Annotated in this window: 14 protein-coding genes; 3 read left to right on the top strand and 11 right to left on the bottom strand. The window is 71.4% G+C overall.

Features of this window, described 5'->3' with window-relative positions; genetic code table 11:
- The 6 genes from ACZ44S_RS23595 to eccD form a co-directional block, all read right to left on the bottom strand.
- The coding region (locus ACZ44S_RS23595; protein WP_466932117.1) for an AAWKG family protein at positions 1-1,647 on the bottom strand (1,647 nt) is incomplete at its 3' end.
- Positions 1,648-1,775: 128 nt separating this feature from the next.
- Positions 1,776-2,303 carry a type VII secretion system-associated protein gene (locus ACZ44S_RS23590; protein ID WP_466932115.1) on the bottom strand — a complete coding sequence of 176 codons (528 nt, stop codon included), beginning with the start codon at positions 2,301-2,303 and terminating at the stop codon, positions 1,776-1,778.
- Positions 2,304-2,459: 156 nt separating this feature from the next.
- The gene (locus tag ACZ44S_RS23585) at positions 2,460-2,768 is read right to left on the bottom strand and encodes a WXG100 family type VII secretion target (RefSeq protein ID WP_037940037.1); all 309 of its coding nucleotides are present in this window, start codon (positions 2,766-2,768) and stop codon (positions 2,460-2,462) included.
- A gap of 49 nt (positions 2,769-2,817) precedes the next feature.
- Complete coding sequence (locus tag ACZ44S_RS23580) at positions 2,818-3,147, bottom strand: hypothetical protein (RefSeq protein WP_037940035.1); 330 nt, start codon at positions 3,145-3,147, stop codon at positions 2,818-2,820.
- 400 nt (positions 3,148-3,547) lie between these two features.
- Positions 3,548-5,062: a type VII secretion protein EccB gene (gene eccB, locus ACZ44S_RS23575; RefSeq protein WP_466932113.1), complete on the bottom strand. Its 1,515-nt coding sequence runs from the start codon at positions 5,060-5,062 to the stop codon at positions 3,548-3,550.
- A gap of 44 nt (positions 5,063-5,106) precedes the next feature.
- Positions 5,107-6,513 carry a type VII secretion integral membrane protein EccD gene (gene eccD, locus ACZ44S_RS23570; RefSeq protein WP_466932111.1) on the bottom strand — a complete coding sequence of 469 codons (1,407 nt, stop codon included), beginning with the start codon at positions 6,511-6,513 and terminating at the stop codon, positions 5,107-5,109.
- Between the two features lie 351 nt (positions 6,514-6,864).
- On the opposite strand from eccD, the gene eccCa reads away from it, so the two are divergent.
- Complete coding sequence (eccCa, locus tag ACZ44S_RS23565; protein ID WP_466932110.1) at positions 6,865-10,923, top strand: type VII secretion protein EccCa; 4,059 nt, start codon at positions 6,865-6,867, stop codon at positions 10,921-10,923.
- A 222-nt stretch (positions 10,924-11,145) separates the two neighbouring features.
- Here the strand turns inward: eccCa and ACZ44S_RS23560 are convergent, their stop codons facing one another.
- The 5 genes from ACZ44S_RS23560 to ACZ44S_RS23540 form a co-directional block, all read right to left on the bottom strand.
- Positions 11,146-12,390, bottom strand: a complete 1,245-nt coding sequence (locus ACZ44S_RS23560; protein ID WP_466932108.1) for a S8 family serine peptidase — start codon at positions 12,388-12,390, stop codon at positions 11,146-11,148.
- The gene (locus tag ACZ44S_RS23555) at positions 12,387-15,701 is read right to left on the bottom strand and encodes a right-handed parallel beta-helix repeat-containing protein (RefSeq protein ID WP_466932106.1); all 3,315 of its coding nucleotides are present in this window, start codon (positions 15,699-15,701) and stop codon (positions 12,387-12,389) included. The genes ACZ44S_RS23560 and ACZ44S_RS23555 overlap by 4 nt, the downstream gene beginning before the upstream one ends.
- A gap of 172 nt (positions 15,702-15,873) precedes the next feature.
- A complete protein-coding gene (locus ACZ44S_RS23550; protein WP_466932104.1) occupies positions 15,874-16,515 on the bottom strand; it encodes a type VII secretion system-associated protein in 642 nt (213 codons plus the stop codon).
- Between the two features lie 73 nt (positions 16,516-16,588).
- A complete protein-coding gene (locus tag ACZ44S_RS23545) occupies positions 16,589-17,938 on the bottom strand; it encodes an RICIN domain-containing protein (RefSeq protein ID WP_466932102.1) in 1,350 nt (449 codons plus the stop codon).
- A complete protein-coding gene (locus tag ACZ44S_RS23540; RefSeq protein ID WP_466932100.1) occupies positions 17,914-19,935 on the bottom strand; it encodes a BTAD domain-containing putative transcriptional regulator in 2,022 nt (673 codons plus the stop codon). Before ACZ44S_RS23540 ends, ACZ44S_RS23545 begins: the two co-directional genes overlap by 25 nt.
- Before the next feature lie 834 nt (positions 19,936-20,769).
- On the opposite strand from ACZ44S_RS23540, the gene ACZ44S_RS23535 reads away from it, so the two are divergent.
- Together ACZ44S_RS23535 and ACZ44S_RS23530 are read left to right on the top strand one after the other, a co-directional pair.
- Positions 20,770-21,615: a hypothetical protein gene (locus ACZ44S_RS23535; protein WP_466932098.1), complete on the top strand. Its 846-nt coding sequence runs from the start codon at positions 20,770-20,772 to the stop codon at positions 21,613-21,615.
- 21 nt (positions 21,616-21,636) lie between these two features.
- Positions 21,637-22,323, top strand: coding sequence for a sigma-70 family RNA polymerase sigma factor (locus tag ACZ44S_RS23530; protein ID WP_466932096.1), 687 nt, complete (start codon positions 21,637-21,639; stop codon positions 22,321-22,323).
- Positions 22,324-22,414: the final 91 nt, after the last annotated feature.

Below are 22,414 nucleotides of genomic sequence, written 5' to 3'. Positions count from 1 at the left end.
GGGGTTGGGTGATCCGTTGAGGTTGCCGAGATCGCCAAGGGACTTGTTGGCCGTGTCGGGGCCGCCGGGGCCGCCGGGGCCGCCCAGGTTCTTGGGGATTTCGCCGAGTGGTGCCAGGCGTGCGGAGTCGTTGGGGTTGGGTGATCCGTTGAGGTTGCCGAGATCGCCAAGGGACTTGTTGGCCGTGTCGGGGCCGCCGGGGCCGCCGGGGCCGCCCAGGTTCTTGGGAATGTCGCCGAGTGGTGCCGGGCGGCCGGAGCCGTCAAGGTCGGTGGGCTTGCGGGTCGGCCCGTTCTGTATGTGAACCCCGTAGTTCTGGTCCGGTCGTCCGCCGGGGTTGTCCGGCCCGTTCAGCAAGTCTTCCAGACTGATGGGTCCATTCGGCCCGTTCAGAGTGAGGGGTCCGTCGGCTCCCTTACCGGTCGTGCTGGTGGTCCTCGGCTTGGGATGATTGCCCGAGAAGTCCTTGCTGAGGTCGAGAAAGTGGTTGTTCAGGTTGGACTGCACCCGGGCGGCCGGCGTGCCCAGGTATGCGTCGATGCCGTGGTGCCATATCTCGACCGCTTTGTCGCCGACCTTGGCCCAGTTCGCGATGTCGGCCAGGTCGCCGTACTCCGGGTGTACCGAGGTGAAGCCAGGACGGGGCTTGTGAACGACGACCGTGCGGGGCCCGGCCTCCAATTCTGTCCTCAATATGTTGTTCTCATCCACCCACCGGCCAAGCTCGTCAAGGACGTAGCGCAGGACCTGGTGCGGGTCGTAATATGGCGATTTGGCCCACGCAAGCCATGCCTCCAGCAGTGCGTTGGCGGAGTCCGTCAGGTACTTGCGAGCCAGGGACAGGGCACGTGAGTACACCGTGTTGCCGGTGCCTGCCCCGCCGGCCGGACCGGCCGGGGAGTCGAAGGTCTCGACGTAGCCGTCGTAGTTGTCGCGGATCTTCTCCAGCAGGTCGCGGAAGACGTTCGCCGCCGCGCCCTTCCAGCTGGCGTCGTCCTTGCCGAAGCGGTCCTCCCAGTCCTTCAGCACCACGGCGTGGTCCTTGAAGAACTTGGCGGCGAAGTCGAAGGATTCCCCGGCGGTGTTCAAGGAGTTCAGGTCCACCACGTCATCCGGGGGCACCCCCAGGTCGCTGAACCGGACATTCTCGGTGCTGCCGTCCAGCAGAGCGAGGAGCGCCGCCCGGGGCCCGTTCATGTACCTGGCGAGCGGGACGGTGCTCATTGAATCCTTGTGGTAATCCTTGAACTCATTGCCCTCGCGGACGGTCGCGTCGCGGACGTTGTCGGAGCCGGGGTTCTCGAAGTGGATCTCGTTGCCGACCTTCACGCGGCCCTCGAAGACGATCCGGGCCTGCATGATCTTGTCGTCCTTGCCGCCTTTGAAGAACCAGATCGCGTAGTCCTCGCCCTCGGTCGTCAGGAAGCCCGAGTCGAGGGATTGACCCAGATTTCGTTCCGTGATCTCCATCCGGAAGAGCTTGCCGCCGTGGCTGGAGCGGAGGTCGTCGAAGACGGTTTTACGGTCCGGTACCGGGTAGCCGGTGAGGTGGCGCACCAGGTCGGCCCAAGTGTCGGCTCGCACGTCGCCGGCGTTGTCGAACTTGTTGACGTTGTCCTTGGAGTTGGGATCGTACCGGTCGACCACCGCGCACCCCTCTCTGGTCGGTGTGATTCCCTTTGGCGTGCCGCCGTCTCACGCGAGGCGTAGCAGCTGATGCCGTCACATGAGCGTGCCGGGCGTCCGGCTCAGGCCGGTGCACACGGAAGAGGAGGCTACGAGCCGGTTTTCGGCGCGTTGGGCGTGCTGCCCGTCGGCGCGTTGGGCGTGCTGCCCGTCGGAGCGGCGATGCCGCCGCCGGTGAGCGCGTACACCTCGTTGAAGGTCTGGCGCAGAAGCTGCGCGTTGATCGCGTCCAGGTTCTTGCCCTTGGTCTTGTTGGCCTCGTCAATGGTCTCGGTCAGAGCCTCCAGCATCTCCTTGAAGAGATCCATCTGGCTGCCGAGAAGTGTGTCGAGGGCCGTGGCCGCGTTCTTGACCTGAGTGACCAGGGTGTGCCCCGACACAACATGATCCAGATCTGCTTTGGCCATCCTGCCGAGGCGGAGAAGCTGTGTGTTCTTGTCGAGGTTCTCCGGGGTGGTATGCCCGTCGGTAAGGTGGCCGAGCGGGCGGATGTTGGCTCCGTCGCCCTCCTCGCGGTGCTTCTTCGCGGCGGCGTACACCGGCTGCACCTCGTGATCCCGGAAGTTCTCCATCTGCTTGAGATCAAAATGCCTGACGTCGGCCTTCTCGCCGGCCATGGGACGCCTCCTGACGCTCGGTGCGGGACGGGGGGATGGGGTGGCGGGGCGACGCGCCGAACGCGGACGGTGGCCGGAACGTGGGAGGACCCGGCCGGCCGGAGAGCCGGCCGGGTCGGCACAGGCGCAGGCCCGGGGTCGGCCGACGCACCGTGGTCAAGCGGGGGAGACACTCCCCCAGTTGTTCGCGCTGTTCCTCTCGTCGCGGGAGTGGTTGTCGTGGATGAGGCTGACCAGCTCGCTGCTGTCGCCGAGGAGCACGGCCATGTTCTTGCACGCCTGGTCCCACTTGCTCTGGACCTGGATGTACATGGTCTGGTCGTCACCCTCCCAGGACCTGACGAGCGGCTGCAGCTCGTCCTCCAGGACGTTGAGGGTGTTGATGATCTGCCGGGTCTGGCCTGCCAACTCCTCGATGGCGTTCCTGACCAGGGGGTATTGCAGGTCGATGATGCCGTCGGCCATGATGTCTCCTTTCCGTGGCCGGGCGCCGGGGCCCGGGAAGGGTGCGGGGTCAGCGCAGCGCGTTGAAGACGCCCTGGCTGGTCTTGCTGTTGAGGACCTCGATCAGGTCCTGGTTCTCCTTCGCCAGACGGTTGGCGGAGACCACGTTCTCCTGGAGCGCGTCGATCATCTTGCTGATCTGGACGACCACTGTTTGCGCCTCCGCGTTCCAGCTCCGGAAGAGCTTCAGCAGGACCTGGCCCTCGTCACCTCCCACGCCCGAACGCGCGGCGATCTCAGCGACGTTCTGCTGGATCCTCTCGACCTGGCTCCGGGCGGACTCCAGGGAGGAGACGCCTCCCAAGCCCTTGGCATAGTCCGCTCTCCTTGCGTCCGCCATATCACGTTCCCTTCGTTCAGGTGAGTGCGTCGCATCCTGGTCGTGCGAGGCTAAAGAAGAATCAGTGCACGGCGCAACGCGTGGGATGGGGAATTCGAGTATCCCTCAGCAACAGAAACCCATGTACCGCAGGGAGGTTGCTCAAATGTTGCAGTCGGATTGACATGTCGCCCCCGGCCATTCTTCCGGCCGGTGAAACGGTCGGACAGGTGGATCCAGCGGGCAGACAGACCGGTTTCCGGTCAAAAGGAAATCCGGCCGGTGAAGGGCAGGGGCCGGCGGAACGTCCTCCCGAATTTGAGGTTTCCACCGCATCCGGCGCAGTGACGGCCCGCGTCGGTGCACACCGTTGGCGCCGAATACGTATGACGTTCACCAGGTCGCCCCGTATCTTTCCTTCCTACCGGGACCGGGTGCCGCATTCAGGGGCTGTGGCCCTGGGTTTCGCGGCGCCCGAGGCGGCGGCCGGGTCGAGGTCCGTGCCGGTCGGGAGCATCGCGAGCAGCGGTGCCGGAACCGAGGCGATGTCGGCGGGCCCGTACCCCAGCGCCTGCTGCGAGTCCTTGTCGGGAAGGCGGTACTTCACGCCGTTCTCCGCCACCAGATAGATGGTCCCGGCATGCGCGGCTCCGCTCGCGTGCAGGGCGCGTACCAGCGCGCCGCGGCCCGGCCGTACCACCGCGGCGTCCGCCGGGACACAGGCCGGCTCCAACGGCCCTGCGGTTCCTTCCGACACGGTGACCGGGGCCAGCCGGCTCAGCGGGACGAACCCCGAACTGATCCTGACCCCGCCGCTGTCGCCGTCCACCTGCGCGCACAGCGCGTCACCGCGCTCGACGGACCGGGGGGCGGGCGGCTCGTCCGGCAGCTGTGCGGAGTCGTCCCTTCCCGGGTCCTTCGCCCGGTGCTCCCGCAGCGCGTCCGCGCCCACCGTGCGGACCTTGGGCGACCGCCCCTGATAGGCGTCCTCCTGAGTGGCGGGGTCGCCCAGCACCAGGGCGGCACCCAGCTGGGTCAGGGGTACCAGCCCGTCCTCGCGCAGCAGGTGATAGCTGTTGTCACCGCCGGGCACGCTCACCTGGAACACCTGACCGACCCGGGTTTCCTCACCGCCGAGCCGAGGCCCCTCCTCGCCGCGACCCGGCACTGCGGGCGGGCGCAGGACGGGGCCGGGCGCCAGCGCGTCCAGGAAAGCCGCCGAGACCGGAATCGGCCGCTGTGAACTGTAGCCGAGCGCGTTGCGGGCGTCGGAGGCGCGGTCCAGGGGCAGTCTGCTGCCCCGCCACACCAGGTAGTCGGTGCGGTCCGGGCCGCGTACCAGCACCCCGTGGTCGCCACCGATGTCGCGGTATCCCACAGGTGCCCCCACCACGACGGTGGTGGCCCCCGGCTTGTCCACCCCGGTGCGTGCCGCCGCCCCGGAGGTGTCGGGCAGTGGTCCGTCCGGCCCGGTGACGCACACGTGCCAGGCGCCGGCATCGAGGCTGCCCGGCTCCGGAACGGTGTCCGGGGCACCGGGCAGGCCGACCGGGGCGCCCACCGGGACGTCCCGCAGGGAGGCGGTGCGGACATCCGCGGTGGGGAGATCGGAGCCGCCGATCAGCCTCGCCGAGGCGTAGTTGCGCACCGGGTGAAGTACGCCGTCGGTGCCGGTCCACAGATACCGGGCGCCGGTGTCACGGTTGACGACCAGGTGTTCACTCTCGCGCCAACCGTCGTTCCCGCCGGGGCGCAGCAGGCCGTAGACGACGGTTCCCGCACCGATCAGCAAAGTGACCAGCACGCCGAACACGACACCGCGCGTGGTGCGTCCGAGCGGGCTCTCCGGGGCGTCCGGATCGGCCGTCAGCAGGCCCGAACTGAGCCTGCCCATCATGAAAGTGTGGGCGTGAACCTGGTCTCGTTTGGACTGCACGGCCTTTCCTCAACTCCTCTTCCGTGTCCCAGTGCAGGGGGTGCTCAGCCGAACAGGCCGCGCAGCCAGCCGAAGAACCCGGCCACCCAGAGGGCGAGCGGAAGTAGCGCGACGGCCAAGCCGGTGTGCGCCACCTCTGCCGCACGGCCCCAGTACGGCAGCACACGGCGGCCGGGCACCGTCCACGAAGCGATCACGAGTCCGGCCGCGGCGGCGAGCAGCGCCGCGAAGACCACCAGACGTCCGTCACCGTCGCTGGCCGTCGTCCAGGCGCGGGCAAGCAGCAGCAGCCCCCAGACACCGGGCACGGCCAGCGTCAGCCGCTGCCCGATGTGGACCAGGCCGCGGCTGTGCAGAAGCAGCAGCAGACTCAGCGCAAGGGAGGTCAGCACCTCGGGCAGGCTGGGATGCTCGGTGAGGACGATCAGGCCGGCCGCGGCGGTGGTACCGGTGGCGGCGAAGAGCGCGGTGACCCAGCCCCCGGCCAACTCGGTGCGCTCCGCGACCTCGTCGCCCGCATAGGGTTCGATGCCCTCCTGGAGCTGACCGGCGGTGGACGGCAGCGCGGGCATCCGCATCCCCGCCAGCTTGAAGGCGAGCGGCGCCACCGCTCCGGCGGCGAGCACGACCGCCGTGACCACCAGGGCCACCGTGGCCGGCGCCTCCAGATCGGTGTACGCCATGAGAGCGCCGGTGACCGCGGCCGCGCCCGAGACCACCGCGGTGGCCAGCAGACCCGGGGCGCCGACCGCGGTGGCGGCGAGTGCCAGGACGGCGCCGCCGGCCCCTGCCGCGCCCGCCGCGAACAGCCGCGCGCCCGCGACGCGCACCGCGTCCGGGCCGCTCAGGTCTCCACCCAGCAGCAGCCAGCCTGCCAGGGCCAGGCAGGGGGCGACCAGCAGCCCGAGTGCCGTCGCCGAGAGGCGGTCGCCGACGGCGCGGCCGGCCGTGGCCGCGCCCGCCAGCAGCAACAGCCCGGTCACGGCGGCGCAGGCGGCCCGGGAGAGTCCGGAGCCGGTCGTCCACGGTCCGGTCACGAGCACCAGGGTGGCCAGCACGGTGGCCACCGCGGTGCCCAGCAACAGCCCGCGGGCCGCTGCGGGCCGCCAGGTGTGCAGCCGTCTGGCCGCGGTGTCGGCTATCCCGTCCACCAGGTCGTCCAGTCGCGCCTCGGGCAGCGCTTCGGTGTGGGGACGCAGATGGAGCACCGCGCCGTCGCTCAGCCCGGCATGGGCAAGGGTGGTCTCCTCGTCGAGCGGGGCGTCGCCGAGCCGCTGGAGCACCCAGCCGGCGTGGTCGAGTCCGGTCTCCTCGGCCTCCTCACCGATGTAGCGCAGCAGTGTGGGCAGAAGATCGGCGACCGGCACGTCGGCGGGTACCGCCAGATCGACGGAGACGTTCGGCGCACGTACGGTCAGGCGGCACAGAGCGGCCACCGCGCTGTCGGTCATCAGCTGAACTCTCGTCTTCGTGGAAGCTGAGGCAGGGAGGACTTTCCCCGAGGCGGGGACGTACGAAGAGTACGGAAGACGCGCGCGGCAAGAAACCCGCGGCCGGACCGGGAAAATGGCTTCGCCAGGACCGGCGACCGAAGTCCCGCATGGACAGGTCGCGTTTCCTGAATGCACACTACTGCCTGTGTCCGCCGGACCGTCATACGGACCGTGCCGCTCGTTCTGCGGGAATCCGTCCCTTGACGGAATATGCCCGTGCCCGCCGTCCGCTCGAGAATACCCGTCCGGTGCCTTCCGCCGGGAGTTCGACGCGGTCCGCCAAGCCTGTGAGACCGGAGGTTTCGTTCCGTGAGTGTCGTGCTGTTCCGCCGGCCGGCCCGCAGACGCGGACCGGAAATGCCCGAGGGGGAATTGACCCTCCAGGAGCCGCCTGTTCTCTCCGAGACGGTGCCGGACACCTCGGCGATATGGACCTACCTGCCGATGGCGCTCATGTCGGTGTCGATGATGCTGGTGTTCCTGCGCCCAGGAGGCGGCAACAGCGTCTTCCTGTACCTCGCCATGGGCGTCATGGCACTCTCCGCTGGCGCCATGTTGCTGGGGCAGCTCATGCGCCGCTCCAGCGAGCGCAAGCAGCGCCTGAAGGGTGAACGCCGCGACTACCTCCGCTACCTGGCACAGATCCGCAAGCGGGTCCGGACCACCATCGCGGAGCAGCAGCGGGCACTCGCCTGGCGCCACCCTGAGCCCGCCTCACTGCGCTCCCTGGCCCGCACCACGCGTCTGTGGGAACGACGCCCGGCCGACGAGGACTTCGGCGAGGTGCGTCTCGCGGTCGGCGACCAGCAGCTCGCCCTCACCCTGACCCCCGTCTCCACCCGCCCCGTGGAAGACCTCGAACCGCTCTGCGCGCACGCTCTGCGCCGCTTCGTCCGCGCCTACTCGACCGTCCCCGGGCAGCCTCTCGGCCTCTACCTGCGCTCCTCCGCCCGTGTGCTGCTGCGCCCCGAGGAGACACCCGGCGAGGAGCCTGCCCAGCGGGTCGCTGTACCACGCGGGGAAAACGCCCGGACCGAAGGCACCGACGAGGTACGCGCCCTGGTGCGCGCCGTGCTCGGCCAGCTCGCGGTGTTCCACGCGCCCGAGGAACTGTGGCTCGCCTTCTGCGTCAGTGACGAGCGGCGACCCGACTGGGAGTGGGTCAAGTGGCTGCCGCACGCCCTGCACCCGCACGAGGAGGACGGCGCCGGCCAGGTCCGGCGGATCACCGCCGAACTCACCGAACTGGACGACCTGCTCGGAGCCGAGTTCGCCGAGCGTCCCGGCTTCGACCCGGAGGCCCGCCCCGGCCGTGACGAGCCCTACACGGTCGTCGTCCTGGACGGCGTCACCGTCCCCGAGGGCCACCGCTGGGAGGGGCACGGCTACCGCAACGCCCTGGCCCTCGACGTGTCCGGCGCGCTCCGCTGGCGACCCGGCCGCAACACTCTGCGGCTGACCGTCGGGCCCGAGCGGGTGAGCCTGGTCCGTACCGACCGCAGCCGCAAGGAACGCTCCGTGCTGCTCGGCCGGCCGGACCGGCTCGGTCCGCTCGGCGCGGAGTCACTGGCCCGGCTGCTCAGCCCCCGCCGGATCAGCCTGGGCACCGACATCGCGCAACCGCTGGACACCGACGTCGAGCTGACCACCCTGCTCAACATCCCCGACCTCCACCGGCACGACCCGCACACCCTCTTCGAACGGCACAGCGGTTCCGCACGGCTGCGGGTGCCCATCGCGGTCGGCGTGGACGGGCGACCGGTGGAACTCGACATCAAGGAGTCCGCGCAAGGAGGCATGGGCCCGCACGGCATGCTGATCGGCGCCACCGGCTCCGGCAAGAGTGAACTCCTGCGCACGCTCGTCCTCGGTCTTGCCCTGACCAACTCCTCAGAGACCCTCAACTTCGTCCTGGTCGACTTCAAGGGCGGTGCCACCTTCCTCGGCCTGGAAGAACTTCCCCACACCTCCGCCGTCATCACCAACCTCGCCGACGAAGTCGCCCTGGTGGAACGCATGCAGGACGCCCTGCACGGCGAACTCATGCGCCGGCAGGAACTGCTGCGCGCCGCCGGCAACCACACCTCCGCCCTGGAGTACGAGCGCGCGCGCGCCGCCGGGGCGGACCTCGCCCCGCTGCCCAGTCTGTTCGTGGTGGTCGACGAGTTCAGTGAACTGCTTTCCGCGCACAGGGAGTTCATGGACCTGTTCGTGATGATCGGCCGTCTGGGACGCTCCCTGGGAGTGCACCTGCTGCTCGCATCGCAGCGTCTGGACGAAGGCCGGATGCACCAGTTGGAGAGTCACCTCTCGTACCGCATCGGGCTGCGCACCTTCTCGGCCATGGAGAGCCGCGGCGTGCTCGGCGTACCGGATGCCTACGAGCTGCCGGCCCAGCCGGGCAGCGGCTATCTGAAGTCCGGCGTGGAGTCCCTGACCCGGTTCCGCGCCGCCTACTCCTCGGGGACGTACCGGCGCCGCACCGCAGCGGTCGTGCGGGCCCGGGTGGCCAGCCAGGTGGTGCCGTGGACCAGCGGCTGGGTGGTGCCGCGTACGCCGCCGGCCGCGCCCGATCCGGAACCGGAGAACGAGGGGACCGGGGAGACGGGGGAGGAGGAGACCCTGCTCGACGTGGCCCTCGACCGGCTGCGCGGCTCCGGGCCCGCCGCCCACCAGGTGTGGCTGCCGCCGCTGGACGACCCGTTTTCGCTGGACGCCCTGTTGCCCGGTATCGCCCCCCACCCCGAGCGCGGTCTCACCTCCGCGGCCTGGCCCGGCACCGGCGGGCTGCGGGTCCCGGTCGGCCTGGTGGACAAGCCCTTCGAACAGCGGCGCGACCTGCTGGTCGTGGACCTCTCCGGGGCGGGCGGCCACGTCGCCGTCGCAGGCGGCTCGCAGAGCGGTAAATCCACCCTGACCCGCACCCTGATCGCAGCCCTCGCCCTCACCCACACCCCCGTCGAAGTCCAGTTCTACTGCCTCGACTTCGGCGGCGGTGGCCTGTCCCAGCTCTCCGGACTGCCCCATGTCGGCGGCGTCGCTGCGCGGCTCAACCCGGAGCGTGTGCAGCGGACCGTCGCGGAGGTCATGACACTGCTCGCCCACCGCGAGCAGTTCTTCGTGGACCACACCATCGACTCCATGCAGTCCTACCGCCGTCGCCGCGCCGCGGGGGAGTTTCCCGACGAGCCCTTCGGCGACGTCTTCATGGTGGTCGACGGCTGGTCCACGGTCCGTCAGGACTACGACGACCTGATCCCGAAGTTCAACGAACTCGCCGCCCGCGGACTCAATTACGGCATTCATCTGCTGGTCACCACCGCCCGCTGGGTGGAGCTGACGGCCCAGGTCCGTGACCAGTCCGCCACCCGGCTCGAACTGCGGATGGGCGATCCGATGGACTCCGAGGTCGACACCCGCAAGGCCCGCTCCGTGCCGCGCAGCGGCGGCCGTGGCATCACCGCCGACAGCAAGATGCACTATCTCGCCGGCCTGCCCCGGCTGGACGGCAGCGGCTCCCTCGACGACCTCGGCGACGGCGTCGCCCACCTGGTCGGTGAAATCTCCCGGCATTGGCCCGGGCAGGCCGCCCCGCAGGTCCGGATGCTGCCGCACCGGCTCCCGCTCGCCCAGCTTCCCGCACCCGAGCTCACCGAGGGCGGCGGCATGCGCATGCCGCTCGGCATCGACCAGGACGCCTTGGAACCGGTCTGGCACGACTTCAGCCGCACCCCGCACCTGATCGTGGTGGGCGACACGGAGAGCGGTAAGACCAACCTGCTGCGCCGCGTCGCCGCGGGCATCACCGCACGCTACACGCCGGACGAGGCGAAGATCATCGTGGTGGACTACCGGCGCACCCTGGTCGACACCGTTCCCGAGGAGTACCGCATCGGGCATGTGATCTCCCTGGACAACCTCACGGAGACCGTCGACGGTGCGTCCCGCGCGATCAGGACCCGCGTGCCCGGCCCGGACATCGCTCCGGCCCGTATGCGCCAGTGCGACTGGTGGACCGGACCACGGCTGTTCGTCCTGGTCGACGACTACGACATGGTCTCCTCCAACTCCTTCCAGAGCCCCTTCGAGCCGCTCTTCGAATCCCTCACGCTCGGCTTCGAGACGGGCCTGCACCTGGTCGTCGCCCGCGGCGCCATGGGGGCCGGGCGCGGCCTGGGCGACGCCCTCATGCGCCGCCTCGACGAGGCCAACAACCCGGCCGTCCTCCTGTCCTGCCCGCCCACGGAAGGAAGTCTGTTCGGCAACATCAAACCCCTCAACCTGCCTCCCGGCAGGGCCCTGCACATCGCCCGCCGCCGGGCACGGCTGATGCAGACGGCACTCGTGGAGGAGCCCGGGGAGAGGTGAACGCCTGTCCCGTCGTGGCCGGGGATGACCGCTGGGGCGGGCTGCGGCAGACGACCCGGCTCCCCCTCGGGCGGCTGCGCCCGCCACGGCCATGGGGCCGGGAAGGGGCGCCTCGCGGCCAGCGTGGTGACGTTACGCGTCCCCGGGAAGCGGCCGGTGCCCTCCGGCCCGAGACGCCGCCCGGCTACGCAGGCCGTAACAGGGGCACCGGTACGGCCCGGGTCATGTCCGCGGCATCGCACCACCGGGCCTGCCCGGGTCGTCCGCTCCCGCCGCGAGCCGTCGCCGGGCGCGGGCACGGGGGACGGCGTACGCGGCCCACAGAAACCCGGCAACGGCGGCGGAGCCGGCCAGGACGAGCACGGTGGCGCGGCCCACGACCCGGTCGGCCGCTTCGGTCTCGCGGACGGTCACGGGGCCGGCGGCGCGGCGCCCGTCACCGGCGGTCGGCCCGCCGAGGACCGTGGTGACGGCGGCATACGGATCCAGCTGGGGAATGTCGGCGGGGTATGCGGTGGCCCTCAGGCGGCGGGCGACGGCGTCGGCGGAGTCGCCGGGTCGCGCGGCACGGACCGCCGCGGCGGCGCCGGCGGCGTACGCGGCGGCCACCGGCGCGCCGCCGCCGAGGTAGTGACCGTCGCCGCGCGGGCCGCCGGACACCACGCCGGCGCCCGGTGCGGCCAGGTCGATGCCCGCGGTGGGCAGGGAGCCTTCCGGCAGGGTGCCGTCGGGGAGCATGCCGGCGACGGAGAGGACCCCGGGTTCGCCGGCCGGCCAGTAGATGCGCGAGGGCGTCTCGCCGGACCCGGCCACGGGCGGGTCCGGGGCGGCCGCCGCGACCACCACAGCGCCCGCGCGGCGCGCCTCGGCGACCGCGCGCGTCAGTTCCGCGTCACGGCTCGGCAGGGCCACCGTGACGGCGATCACCTCGGCTCCGGCCGCGGTCGCCTCGCGCAGCGCCTCCACGACCGGGCCGGGTGCGGGGGTACCGCGCCGGTCGGTGCCGCGCAAGGCGAGGATCCTCGCCTCCGGCGCGACCCCGGCCAGGTACGGGCTGTCCCCGCCGGTCCCGGCGATCAGCCCGGCCAGGAAGGTGCCGTGGCCGACGCAGTCGTCACCGGCGGCACCCCGTACCGAGACCCGGCCGCTGAGCCCGGCCGCCTCGGGGTCGACGCCGGTGCCGATCAGGGCGACGGTCACGCCCGCGCCCGTGCTGTGCCGGTGCAGCTGTTCGAGGTCGAGACGCTGGCGTGACCAGTCCTCCTTCTCCGCCTTCTTGCCGGAGGCCGGGGTGCACGCATCCGCACGTGCCTTGAGCGCGGAGGGGATGGCGGGCAGTTCCTGGCCGCGGTTGCCGCCGGCCGCGGGTCCGCCCGGGAGGGGCGCCGCCCCGGCCGGCACGGCCGGGGACAGCGACAGGACGGCGACGAGGCCGGCGCCGGACAGCAGGCGTGCGTACCGCTTCACCGGCCCACGCTCTTCGGAGCGGCGGCTGTGACGTCCTCCGGGAGGAGGATCCGCAGGTCGTCGAGTGTGGGTACGGCCAGTGAGCTGAGCCGTCCCGCCTGCCGGGTGATCATCGACTCGACCACCTGGCGGGCCAGGCGGGCGTTGCCGAAGGACCGGTCACGGGGCAGCGAGTCGAAGTACTCCCTGAGCAACGGGCCGGTGCCGGGTGCGCATTCGTAACCCATACCGGCGGCCTGCCCGCGCACGATGGTGACCAGTTCCTCGGAAGAGTAGTCGGCGAAGGCGATACGGCGCGGGAATCGGGACGCCAGGCCCGGGTTGGAGGCGAGGAAGCGTTCCATCTCGTCGGTGTAGCCGGCGACGATGACGACCACCTCGTCGCGGTGGTCCTCCATCAGCTTCAGCAGGGTGTCCACCGCCTCCTGACCGAAGTCCACGCCGCCACCGCGGGGGGTGAGGGTGTAGGCCTCGTCGATGAACAGCACGCCGCCGCGGGCGCGTTCGAACACCTCGCGGGTGAGCTGGGCGGTGTGGCCGACGTAGCGGCCGACCAGGTCGGCACGGGCCGCCTCGATGAGCTGTCCCCGCTCGAGAATGCCGAGCCGGGACAGAATCTCACCGTAGAGACGGGCGACGGTGGTCTTGCCGGTGCCGGGCGGACCGGTGAACACCAGGTGGTGGCTGAGCGACGGCACCGGCAGCCCCGCGGCGGCGCGGTGGCGGGCGGTGGTGATGAGGTTGACCAGGTCGGCCACATCACGCTTCACCTCGGCCAGGCCGATCATGTCGCCGAGGCGGGTCAGCGGGTCGTCGTCCGCGGGGGCGGCCAGGGCGGCCTGCGCGGCGGCGGGGGAGACGTCCTCCGGCAGCAGCAGCCGCAGGTCGTGTTCTCCCACCTGCGCCTGGGTGGCGAGCCGGACCGCCTGCCGGTCCACCATCTCCTCGAACACCCCGCGCGCGGCACGGCCGTTGCCGAAGCCCGCGTCCCGCGGCATCGCCTCGAAGTGCGCGGCCAGTGCGTCCGCGGTGCCCTCGCCCAGTTCGTACTGGTGCCGGACGCACATGTTCTCCATGATGGCGACCAGTTCGGGCACCGAGTAGTTCTCGAATTCGACGGTGCGCGAGAATCGGGACGCCAGGCCCGGGTTGGAGGCGAGGAAGCGTTCCATCTCGTCGGTGTAGCCGGCGACGATGACGACCACTTCGTCGCGGTGGTCCTCCATCAGCTTCAGCAGGGTGTCCACCGACTCGCGGCCGAAGTCGGCGCCGCCGGTGCCACTGTCCGCGGTGAGCGTATAGGCCTCGTCGATGAACAGCACACCGCCGAGGGCCCGTTCGAAGGTCTCGGTGGTCTTGATCGCGGTGCCGCCGACGATCTGTGCGACCAGGTCGGCGCGGGAGACCTCCACCAGGTGTCCGCTGCGCAGCGAACCCAGTTCGGCCAGGATCGCCCCGTAGAGGCGAGCGACGGTGGTCTTGCCGGTGCCGGGCGGGCCGGTGAAGACCAGATGCCGGCTCATCGGCGGTGCGGACATGCCGAGCTGTTCGCGGCGCTGGGCAAGCTGGGTCAGATTCACCAGGGTGCGTACTTGCTGCTTGACGTTCTCGAGGCCGATCAGCGCGTCGAGGGTGCCGAGCGGGCCGTCCGCGCGGTCCGGGGCAGGCGCGTCCGCGGCTCCGGAGCCGGCCGGGTCGGTGTTCTCGGCACTGCCGGTACCCCAGGCGTCCCGCTTGCCGTTGCCCGTGCTGTTCAGCCCCTCGACGGCGAGCCGTTCGCCGGGTGAGGTCTGCACCAGGCCACCGCCCTCGTTCTCCCGGGCGACGCAGTTCAGGAGCGACACCGGTGCGGTGGACTCCACTCGGAAGCCGTCCTGGGCGCCGCCGCTGACCTCACAGCCGCTGAGCGAGGCGAGCGCACCCTCGCGCAGCAGGAAGCCGTGCCCCTGCGGGGCGTGCACCGTGGCGCGGTTGGCGGTCAGTTCGCCGCCCGCGGCGACCAGCACACCCTCCTCGCCGGACATCTCGACGCGGAAGTCGCGCACGGTGACATTGCCGCCGTCCTCCACGGCCAGTCCGTTGGCGGCGGCCTCGGAGACCCCGCCGCCGGCCAGGTAGAGAGTGCTGTCGGCGGCCACCCGCACGGCCGCGCCCTTCGGCCGGATGATCTCGCAGTCCTCGGCGCGGCCACGGGCGCCTTGGGTGACGGTGATGCCGTCGCCGGCGGGCTCCACCAGTCTGGCCCGGCGCAGCAGCGGGTTGGCACCGGCGCGCACGGCGACCGCCGGCGACCCGCCGATCACCTCGAGGCGGTCCAGTTCCGGAGCCGAGTTCTCTTCCAGGAGCAGTCCGGCCTGGTCGCAGTCGCGGATGGTCAGACCGGTCAACGTGGGGGAGGCGGCCCCGGAGACCCGCAGCGCCGCGCCCTGCGCATCCTCCACCCAGCAGTCCTCGAACGTGCCGCGCCCCCGGTCGGTCACCAGCACGCCATGGCCGCGGGTGCGGGTGACGCGGCAGCGGCGCAGCACGGGGTCGGTGCCCCCGGCCAGGGTGATCCCGTTCGCCGAGGCCCCGGTGACGCGTACGTCCTCGAGCGTCGTACGGCCCGCGCTGCTCAGGTGCACGCCGGTGCTGGTGTCGTGCACCACGGTGCGGACCACCGTGAGGGCGCAGTTCTGCTCCAGGGCGATGGAGGGCTTGTCGGTGGAGGAGATGTCGCAGTCCTCCAGGGTGCCCCGGGCATCGCCGTTGGCGAGCAGGCCGTTGCCGCGGGCGTCGCGTACCGTGCAGCCGCGGATGCGCGCCTCACCCCGCTCGGAGAGGACCAGTCCGCTGCTGCCCAGATGCTCCAGCGTGCAGGACTCCACGGTGGTGGGCGTGGCCGAGGTGATGACGATGCCCGCGCCCTGCGGGTTGGCCACCCGGCAGTCCCGCAGCGCGAAGGAACCGGTTCCGCCGGCCAGCAGCGCGGTCCAGGCGGCGCCGACGAGTTCACAGCCGTCGAACGCGGCCTGCCCGACCCGTACGTCCACGGCGGGCTCTTCGGCGTCGAAGCCGCGCAGGGTCAGCTCGGCCAGCATCACCGCGTCGGCACGCAGCGTGAGCACACTGCCCGAGCGTGGTCGGATTTCCACCGTTCCCCGTCCCTCGGAGGCGGTGAGCGTGACCCGAGTGTGGATCACGAGGTTCTCGGCGTACGTCCCGGGCCGGACGCTGATGAGCGCGCCGGTACGGGCGGCCGAGAGCGCCTCACCGATCGTTCGGTAGCCGTCCCGGTCTCCCGGACCGACCGTCAGTACCTGGCGCGACACGCACCAACCTCCTCGTCACGGCGGAGTCTTCGGCGGGCGCCCCTGCTGCCGGGGGCGTCTGCCGGAGAGCCGACGGTGTCATCATGCCTTGCGCGCGGCTCCCGCGGGGCCGGTGGTGAACTGCCGCCGTTCCACCGGGCGCGGGACTCCGGCGCAGGCGTGCGAGGGCGGATCAGACAGGCTTCCCGGCGTCCTCGTCCGCCCGCAGGGTGCCCTCTCCGGAGCGGAGCACCGACGGAGGACCGGGAAGGCCGTCCACCGGCACCAGCAGCGGGGCCACGGCCCCGGCGTTCACCATCAACAAGGTGCCCGCACCCAGCGAACGGACCAGCTCCCGTGCCGGGATCCTGTCGTGCCACAGCGACGAGGACATGAACTCATGGGCCGGGGAGGTGAACAACAGCACCACCGGCGCCCCGTCCCGCCCCATGGCCGTGAGCGGTCCGCCGTCCGGTCCGCGCACGACCGTGATGTCCGCCTCCACGAGCGCCGCGAGTGCCTCGTCCACCGAGCCGTAGCCGGTGACGGCCCGCTGTGCCGCGGCGTCCACCGGGTCGGTGGGTTCCGGCCAGCCGAGCACACGGGCCGATGGCCGGTAGGCCGGGTTGGCGCGGAAGTTCCCCACACCGCCGCTTCCGTCGGACTGCCATTCGCCCACCACAGCCCACTCCGGCGGCGCCCCTTCTCCGGTCCACTCCGGGTCCACCACGCCGATCCAGTGCCCCGGCGCCGTGCGTGCGACGGCCCGTACGGCTTCGGGCACCTCGGGCGTGTCGACTGGTTCCTCCTGCCGTTCACCGGGACGTATGTCCACGTGAGCCCTCCGGTTGGTGCGAAGTCTGTTGGAGCCGTCCGGCACGGGCGCATACCGATGCAGGCCGGTCCGTTCAGCGCAGCGTGGTGAACCATTCGTGGTTGTTGCGGTTCTCCTGCGCACAGGGCCAGATCAACAGGTCGCGCACGCTGTTGTTGGCGTCGTAGGAGTCCAGGCACTGGTTGTTGCTGGCGTAGTTGCGGATCCAGAACTTTCCGTCGGGCTGCTTGTCGAACCACCACAACTGGTTGTCGGCGGTCGTGCCGTTGCAGGGGTATTCCGTCACCTTGGTGCCGCCGCCCACACCCGTGTAGCCGGGCAGGTCGAGACACATGCTGTCCACGACGTTGCGTATCTGGAACAGCGGCGCTCCCCCTGGCCCGGCATTGGCGTACCGCTGTTCCACGTTCCACAACTGGTTGTCGCTGGGGTGGCTGTTGCAGGTCGACTGAACGATGCGCCCGTCCCGAGTGCCGCTGCCGGCACCGGGAATGTCCACGCACGTGCCGTTGGTGTTGTTCTTGATCAGCACCCTGGTCAGGACGGCGGGTACGTTGGCCGGTGCCTTCTGCACCACGGCGTCCTTCTCGCGCACGTGCCGGGCGCTGTCGCGCGAGGGGGTGATGGTGGGGGCAGGATCTCTGGTGGCACTCTTCTGCCCCGTCGCAGGGGGTGCCTGGGCGCTGTTCACCTCCGGGTTGCCCAGCTTCTTCCCGTCATCCTTCTGCGGGCCCCCGTCCTTCACGGTGTCCTGCTTTCCGGCGGTAGGTGTCGCCGCGACGAAGTCTCCGGGCGGCCCGTCGCCGCTGCCGAGAAGGGTGTCGGCCGAGCCGGTGGAAGTGACCTTGTCGCTGTCGTCCTCGCCGCTGGTGACCAGGACCAGCAGGGGTACGGCGATGAGAACGGCGCCCGCCATGGCGGCGGCGGCGAGTACGGGCTTCTTGGGACGGCCGGGGACGCCGGCGTCCGCAGAGTCGTCCGAGGAGGCCGGGGCGGTTGCCGTGGCGCCCTCCGCGTGTCCGTCCGAGGAACCCCGGAACAGGGCGCGCGCGCTCCAGCGCGCCCTGGGCGCGGAGGCGGCATGTGCGGTGGTTGCGGTCGTGTCGCCCGTCGTGCCACCGGCGGCAGTGGCCGGAGTTCCGGCTGCTCCGGAAGCCTGCGAAGCTGCCGCGCCCGTACCCTCCGCAGGTGCGGCTGGGCCGGCTCCGGAGACGGTCGCCGTTCGGCCGGCCGTGCTCGTGTCTCCGGCGGTCGCGACTGTCGGACTCGTGCCGTCCGGGGCCGTGCTCTCGCCTGGGATGGTGACTGCCGTGTCGCGAGCGTTGCCGGTGGAGCGGGTTGCGCCGGTCGAGGCGTTGGTGGCAACGCCGGACTCTTCGCCCTGGGCGGCGCTCTCGCTCACGGCCCGCTGCTGGTCAGGCATGTGGATCCTATCCTCGTGGTGTGGTCGGAAGCGGTCATTTCATGGGATCGGAAACCCGGAACGGGTTCCGTGACCGGGGCCAGCGGGCCGGCCGCTTGGAGATGGCGGGCGAGCCGTGTCGGGTTGGTGCAGCCCCGGTCGAGGAGCTCACGCGCGATCGCGGCGTGCAGCAACTGCCGAGACGGTACGGCCATGGTGCCGAGCAGTACGTCGCGGACGAGCTCGGGCAGATCGTAGTGGCCCGAGGCCGGGTCGTCGCAGTCCTCATGCCACAGGAGCAGATCTGCGGTGACCGCCTCGTCGACCAGCCGCAGCAGTTGCTCGTGCCTCACGCCGTGGACGTCTGCGAGCAGGGCGATGTCGAGGCGACCCCCGTCGGCGGCCGCGTGGGACAGCATCATCCTGACCGGCGCCGCCACTTCGTTCAGCCGGGCCAGGACGATGGCGCGGATGGTGACCGGCACGCGGGCGTCCGGGCCACATCGCTGCGCCGCCGGCAGCTTGAGCAACTCGCCCAGCGTGAAGGGGTTTCCCCTGCTGCGCCGATGCAGCGCCTCCGCATCGGGGGCCGTCTCGCCGCGTTCCGCGAGCAGCTCGCGCACGTCCGCGACCGTCAAGGGCTCAAGCTGCAGCCACGTGGTGTCCAGCCGCGCCAGCTCGGCGAGCAGTCCGCTGACCGTGGTGGCCGCCGGGTCCCGCAGAGCGCAGAGGAAGACGACCGGTTCGTTGCGAAGGAGCGTGGTGAGCCGGCTCAGCCGCTCGGCAACGACTGGGTTCGCCCGGTCGAGATCGTCGATGACGCACAGGGTGGGGGCCCGGGTCACCTCGCGGACGAGAGCGGTGACCGGGTCCGTTCCCGTACCGTCCGGTGCGCCGTCGACCTCACCGTGCGGCCGCGGTTCGTCCGCCGGCCGGGTGTCGCGGCAGTGAAGGGCGGCCGTGCGGTCAGTGCCCGGGCCCCTGCCTCCGCCCGCCCAGATGACGTCGAACCCGGTTCTGGTGGCCTGCGCGGCGGCCTCGTCCAGCAGTCTGGTCTTGCCGGACCCCGGATCGCCGGAGACGACGGCCCACTGGACCTGTCCGGGAACCGCCGCCTCCAGCAGGGCATGGAGCTGTGCCACTTCCTTGCCGCGCCCGACGAGAGGTGTCGTGAGGGGGGAGGCGGCTCCGGGTGGGGTGGTGAGCGTGGTGACGGAGCGGGACGGCCGGGGTGATCCGAGGACCGCGGTGTCGTGGCGCAGGACGGCGGTGTGCAGTTTGCGCAGGCCAGGACTCGGATCGAGACCGAGCTCCCGGGAGAGCATGCCGCGGAACCGCTCGTACTGGCGCAGCGCCTCCACCGGCCGTCCCGCTCCGTATAGGGCACGCATGAGCAGGGCCCAGGAGACTTCCCGCAGGGGGGCGGTGACAGTGAGGTGCTCGGCGACGTGGACGGCGCGCTCCACGTCGCCCTGATGGAGGAGAATCGTGGTTTGGAGTTCCCGCGCGTCCTGACGGGCCGCGTTCAGACGCGATGCCTCCCGCAGGGCGAAGGTGTGCTCGGCCGCCTCACCCAGTGCCTCACCCCGCCACAGTTCGAGGGCGGCGTCGATCTCCTGGCGGGCGCGTGCGAGGTCCTGCTGCCTGAGTGCTCCACGAGCCTGGTCGACGGACTGCTCGAACGCGGAGGTGTCCCGGGCCTGAGGGGAGATCTTCAAGGCGTAGCCGTACGCTCCGCTGACCAGTACCGAGGACTTGCCCTGTCGACCCGGCTCCAGAGCCGCACGAAGTCGGCTGATGTGGGCTCGGACGGAGGGCACGGCGGCCGCCGGCGGGTCCTCCGGCCAGAGGGTACGGCACAGCTCCGCCAGGGAGACCGGCCGGCCGTACTCGACGAGGAGGCGGGTGAGGATCACTCTGCGCTGCCGGGGGCCCAGGTCCAGTGCGCATCCGTCGCGCAGTACTTCTATGGGGCCCAGCACGCTGTACCACATGCCGTTGAAGTGACGGGAGTTCATCGGATCCACTCACCTCCAGCCGCGACCGCCCGGGAGCCCGGATTCGTTCCTGTCCCCCGTGATGACGTGTTGGTCACACGGGGTATACGCGGCTCCTGGTGCCAGTGTTGAAGGAGTCGAAGAAAGGGGGAAGACCGCTGTCCACCGGAACTCAGGTGCGGCAGGGGCTGACGTGGACGAGGACGGTGTCCCGCTCGCAGTGATCCATGGTCATCCCGGCCGCTGCCGTCGGCAGGGGCCTGCCCGTTCTCTCCGCGCCCGGGGCAGTCCGGTGCCGATCGCTTTCCGGGCCCTTCCGGTGCGGGCCTGGTGCCGGAGCCGGTGCGCGTGGTCCGCACACCGACGTCGTACGGGACATCCACACGGGCCCGGCCGCGAGCCCGCGCTGCCGCCCGCCGCGCCGGACGTGCTCTGCCGGCCCGCCCGCACCGGTACCAGAGCTTCCGATACCGCCTTGCGTTCACGTTCCCGCCTCGACCTGGGTTCGTCCTGCGGTCATGGGCGTATGACGGATCGTGCGAGAGCGGGGTTGCGCCCCGCTGCGGACGTATGTCCCACCTTTTCTGCCATGGGGGTCGTTGCCCGTGCCGGAAGTGCGCCGCAGGATGCAGCCTCGTCTTCAACGTCTCCCCGCCGCACCGCGTACACCCCAGCGAACACCGGGCCGGCCGTGCGCAGGAACCGGGGCACGACGGAGAGGGAAGGATTCCATGGGCCGACGGGGTACATGTGCCGTCGCGCCATGGTTCCGTACGCCGAGGCGCGCGACTCCCGGCACCGGCCGCCGCCGAACTGCCCCCTGAACCGCAGGACCACTGTGGACGCAGGACCGTCATGACACCGGATGTGCTCTCCCTCTCCAGAGCCGTCCGGGCCGTCGCCTTCGGGGCGGTGTGCGTGACGCTCGCCGCGACCGGACACATCCTGATGTCGGGAGAGGCCGTCCCCGCCCCTGCGACGGTCGCCGCCTTCGTGAGTACGGCCGCGGCGGCCTGGGCCCTCGCGGGCCGTGAGCGGGGACCGCTCGCCGTCACCGCGACGACCGTGACGGCACAGGCGGCACTGCACGCCGGGTTCTCACTCGCACAGACCCTGGCCCGTGCCGACGCCCGGGCGGGTACCTCCTTCGTCCGGCGGTGGGCCGAGCATCTGTTGTGCGTGGGCATGCCACCACGCACCCCGGAACGGACCGTCACCGGTGTGCCGGGCCACGCCCACGCCACGGCGCACGACATGTCCGCCGCCGCCGGCACGGCCGCGCACGGCGTGCACGTCATGTCCGCCATGGCGCCCCTGGGCATGGCGGCCGCGCACGTGGCGGCCGCCATGCTGTGCGGGGTGTGGCTCGCTCACGGGGAACGGGCCGTCTTCCGCGTACTGCGAGCCCTCGCCGGATGGCTGGCGGCGCCGTTGCGGCGCGCGTCACTTCGCACCGCACCCCCGCGATGTGCACGTCCGCGCGTACGTCCGCGACGCGACAACCCCGTACCGCGGCGGACGCTGCCCGACGTCGGCGACCCCACGCGAGGTCCACCGGGCGCGCACCGCTGTCCTGTGGTGACAGCCGGTTCCCCGGACGCGCGCCGACGGTTCCCCACCGGCGCGGGCACCGGCGCCCCCTTCGGCGCACCCGAGGTGCCCGCGTCCCGTCCCGGCCGCGCGCCGCCAGACTTCACCTGACCGACGTAAGGACCCGTGGCGATGACGCCTACCCACCAACCCCCCGACCACCGGCCCTCCCCTGCCCCGCGGTCTCCCGCCGGGAGCGTACCGGGATGGCACACTCCTGCCTCCGACGCGGCCACGACCCGGCTCGCCCTGGCGGCCCGGGGCGGCGACGCCGACAAGACCGACCTCTTCGTCCGCGCACTGCACCAGGACGTGTGGAGCTACGTGGCGCACCTCAGCGCCGACCCGCAGGCCGCCGACGACCTCACCCAGGACGTCTTCCTGCGGGCACTGGCCGGCCTTCACCGGTTCGAGGGCCGCTCCTCCGCCCGTACCTGGTTGCTGTCCATCGCCCGGCGCACGGTGGTGGACAGTTTCCGGTACGCGGCCGCCCGACCCAGGCGCGCCGACCAGCCCGACTGGCGCGGCGCCGCCGAGCAGGCCCAGCCGCGGCACCTGCCCGGCTTCGAGGAGGGCCTCGCCCTCACCGAGATGCTGTCGACGCTCCAGGCGGAACGCCGCGAGGCCTTCATGGTCACCCAGCTTCTCGGGTTCCCCTATGCCGAGGCCGCCACCGTCCTCGGCTGCCCGGTCGGTACGGTGCGCTCCCGCGTGGCGCGTGCCCGCTCCGCACTGGCCGGCATGATCCGGGACGCCGACGCCGACGCCGACGCCGACGCCGACGCGGAGGGGGATGCGGGCACCGTCCGGGCGGCCTGAGAACGCGCGCGGAAGCGGCGGACACGCTGAGGGGTGTTCGCGGACCGGGTTCCCGGCCGGCTGTCTTGTCGCAGCGTGAAAAACGCGGCAG

The sequence above is a fragment of the Streptomyces malachitofuscus genome (assembly GCF_055571035.1).
This window is presented reverse-complemented; position numbering and strand designations above follow the sequence as displayed.

Excerpts from the sequence above, each read along its gene's own strand:
- ACZ44S_RS23590 (WP_466932115.1), bottom strand. The coding sequence starts at position 2,303 with ATGGCCGGCGAGAAGGCCGACGTCAGGCATTTTGATCTCAAGCAGATG.
- ACZ44S_RS23585 (WP_037940037.1), bottom strand. The coding sequence starts at position 2,768 with ATGGCCGACGGCATCATCGACCTGCAATACCCCCTGGTCAGGAACGCC.
- ACZ44S_RS23580 (WP_037940035.1), bottom strand. The coding sequence starts at position 3,147 with ATGGCGGACGCAAGGAGAGCGGACTATGCCAAGGGCTTGGGAGGCGTC.
- eccD (WP_466932111.1), bottom strand. The coding sequence starts at position 6,513 with ATGACCGACAGCGCGGTGGCCGCTCTGTGCCGCCTGACCGTACGTGCG.
- ACZ44S_RS23545 (WP_466932102.1), bottom strand. The coding sequence starts at position 17,938 with ATGCCTGACCAGCAGCGGGCCGTGAGCGAGAGCGCCGCCCAGGGCGAA.
- ACZ44S_RS23540 (WP_466932100.1), bottom strand. The coding sequence starts at position 19,935 with ATGAACTCCCGTCACTTCAACGGCATGTGGTACAGCGTGCTGGGCCCC.
- ACZ44S_RS23535 (WP_466932098.1), top strand. The coding sequence starts at position 20,770 with ATGACACCGGATGTGCTCTCCCTCTCCAGAGCCGTCCGGGCCGTCGCC.
- ACZ44S_RS23530 (WP_466932096.1), top strand. The coding sequence starts at position 21,637 with ATGACGCCTACCCACCAACCCCCCGACCACCGGCCCTCCCCTGCCCCG.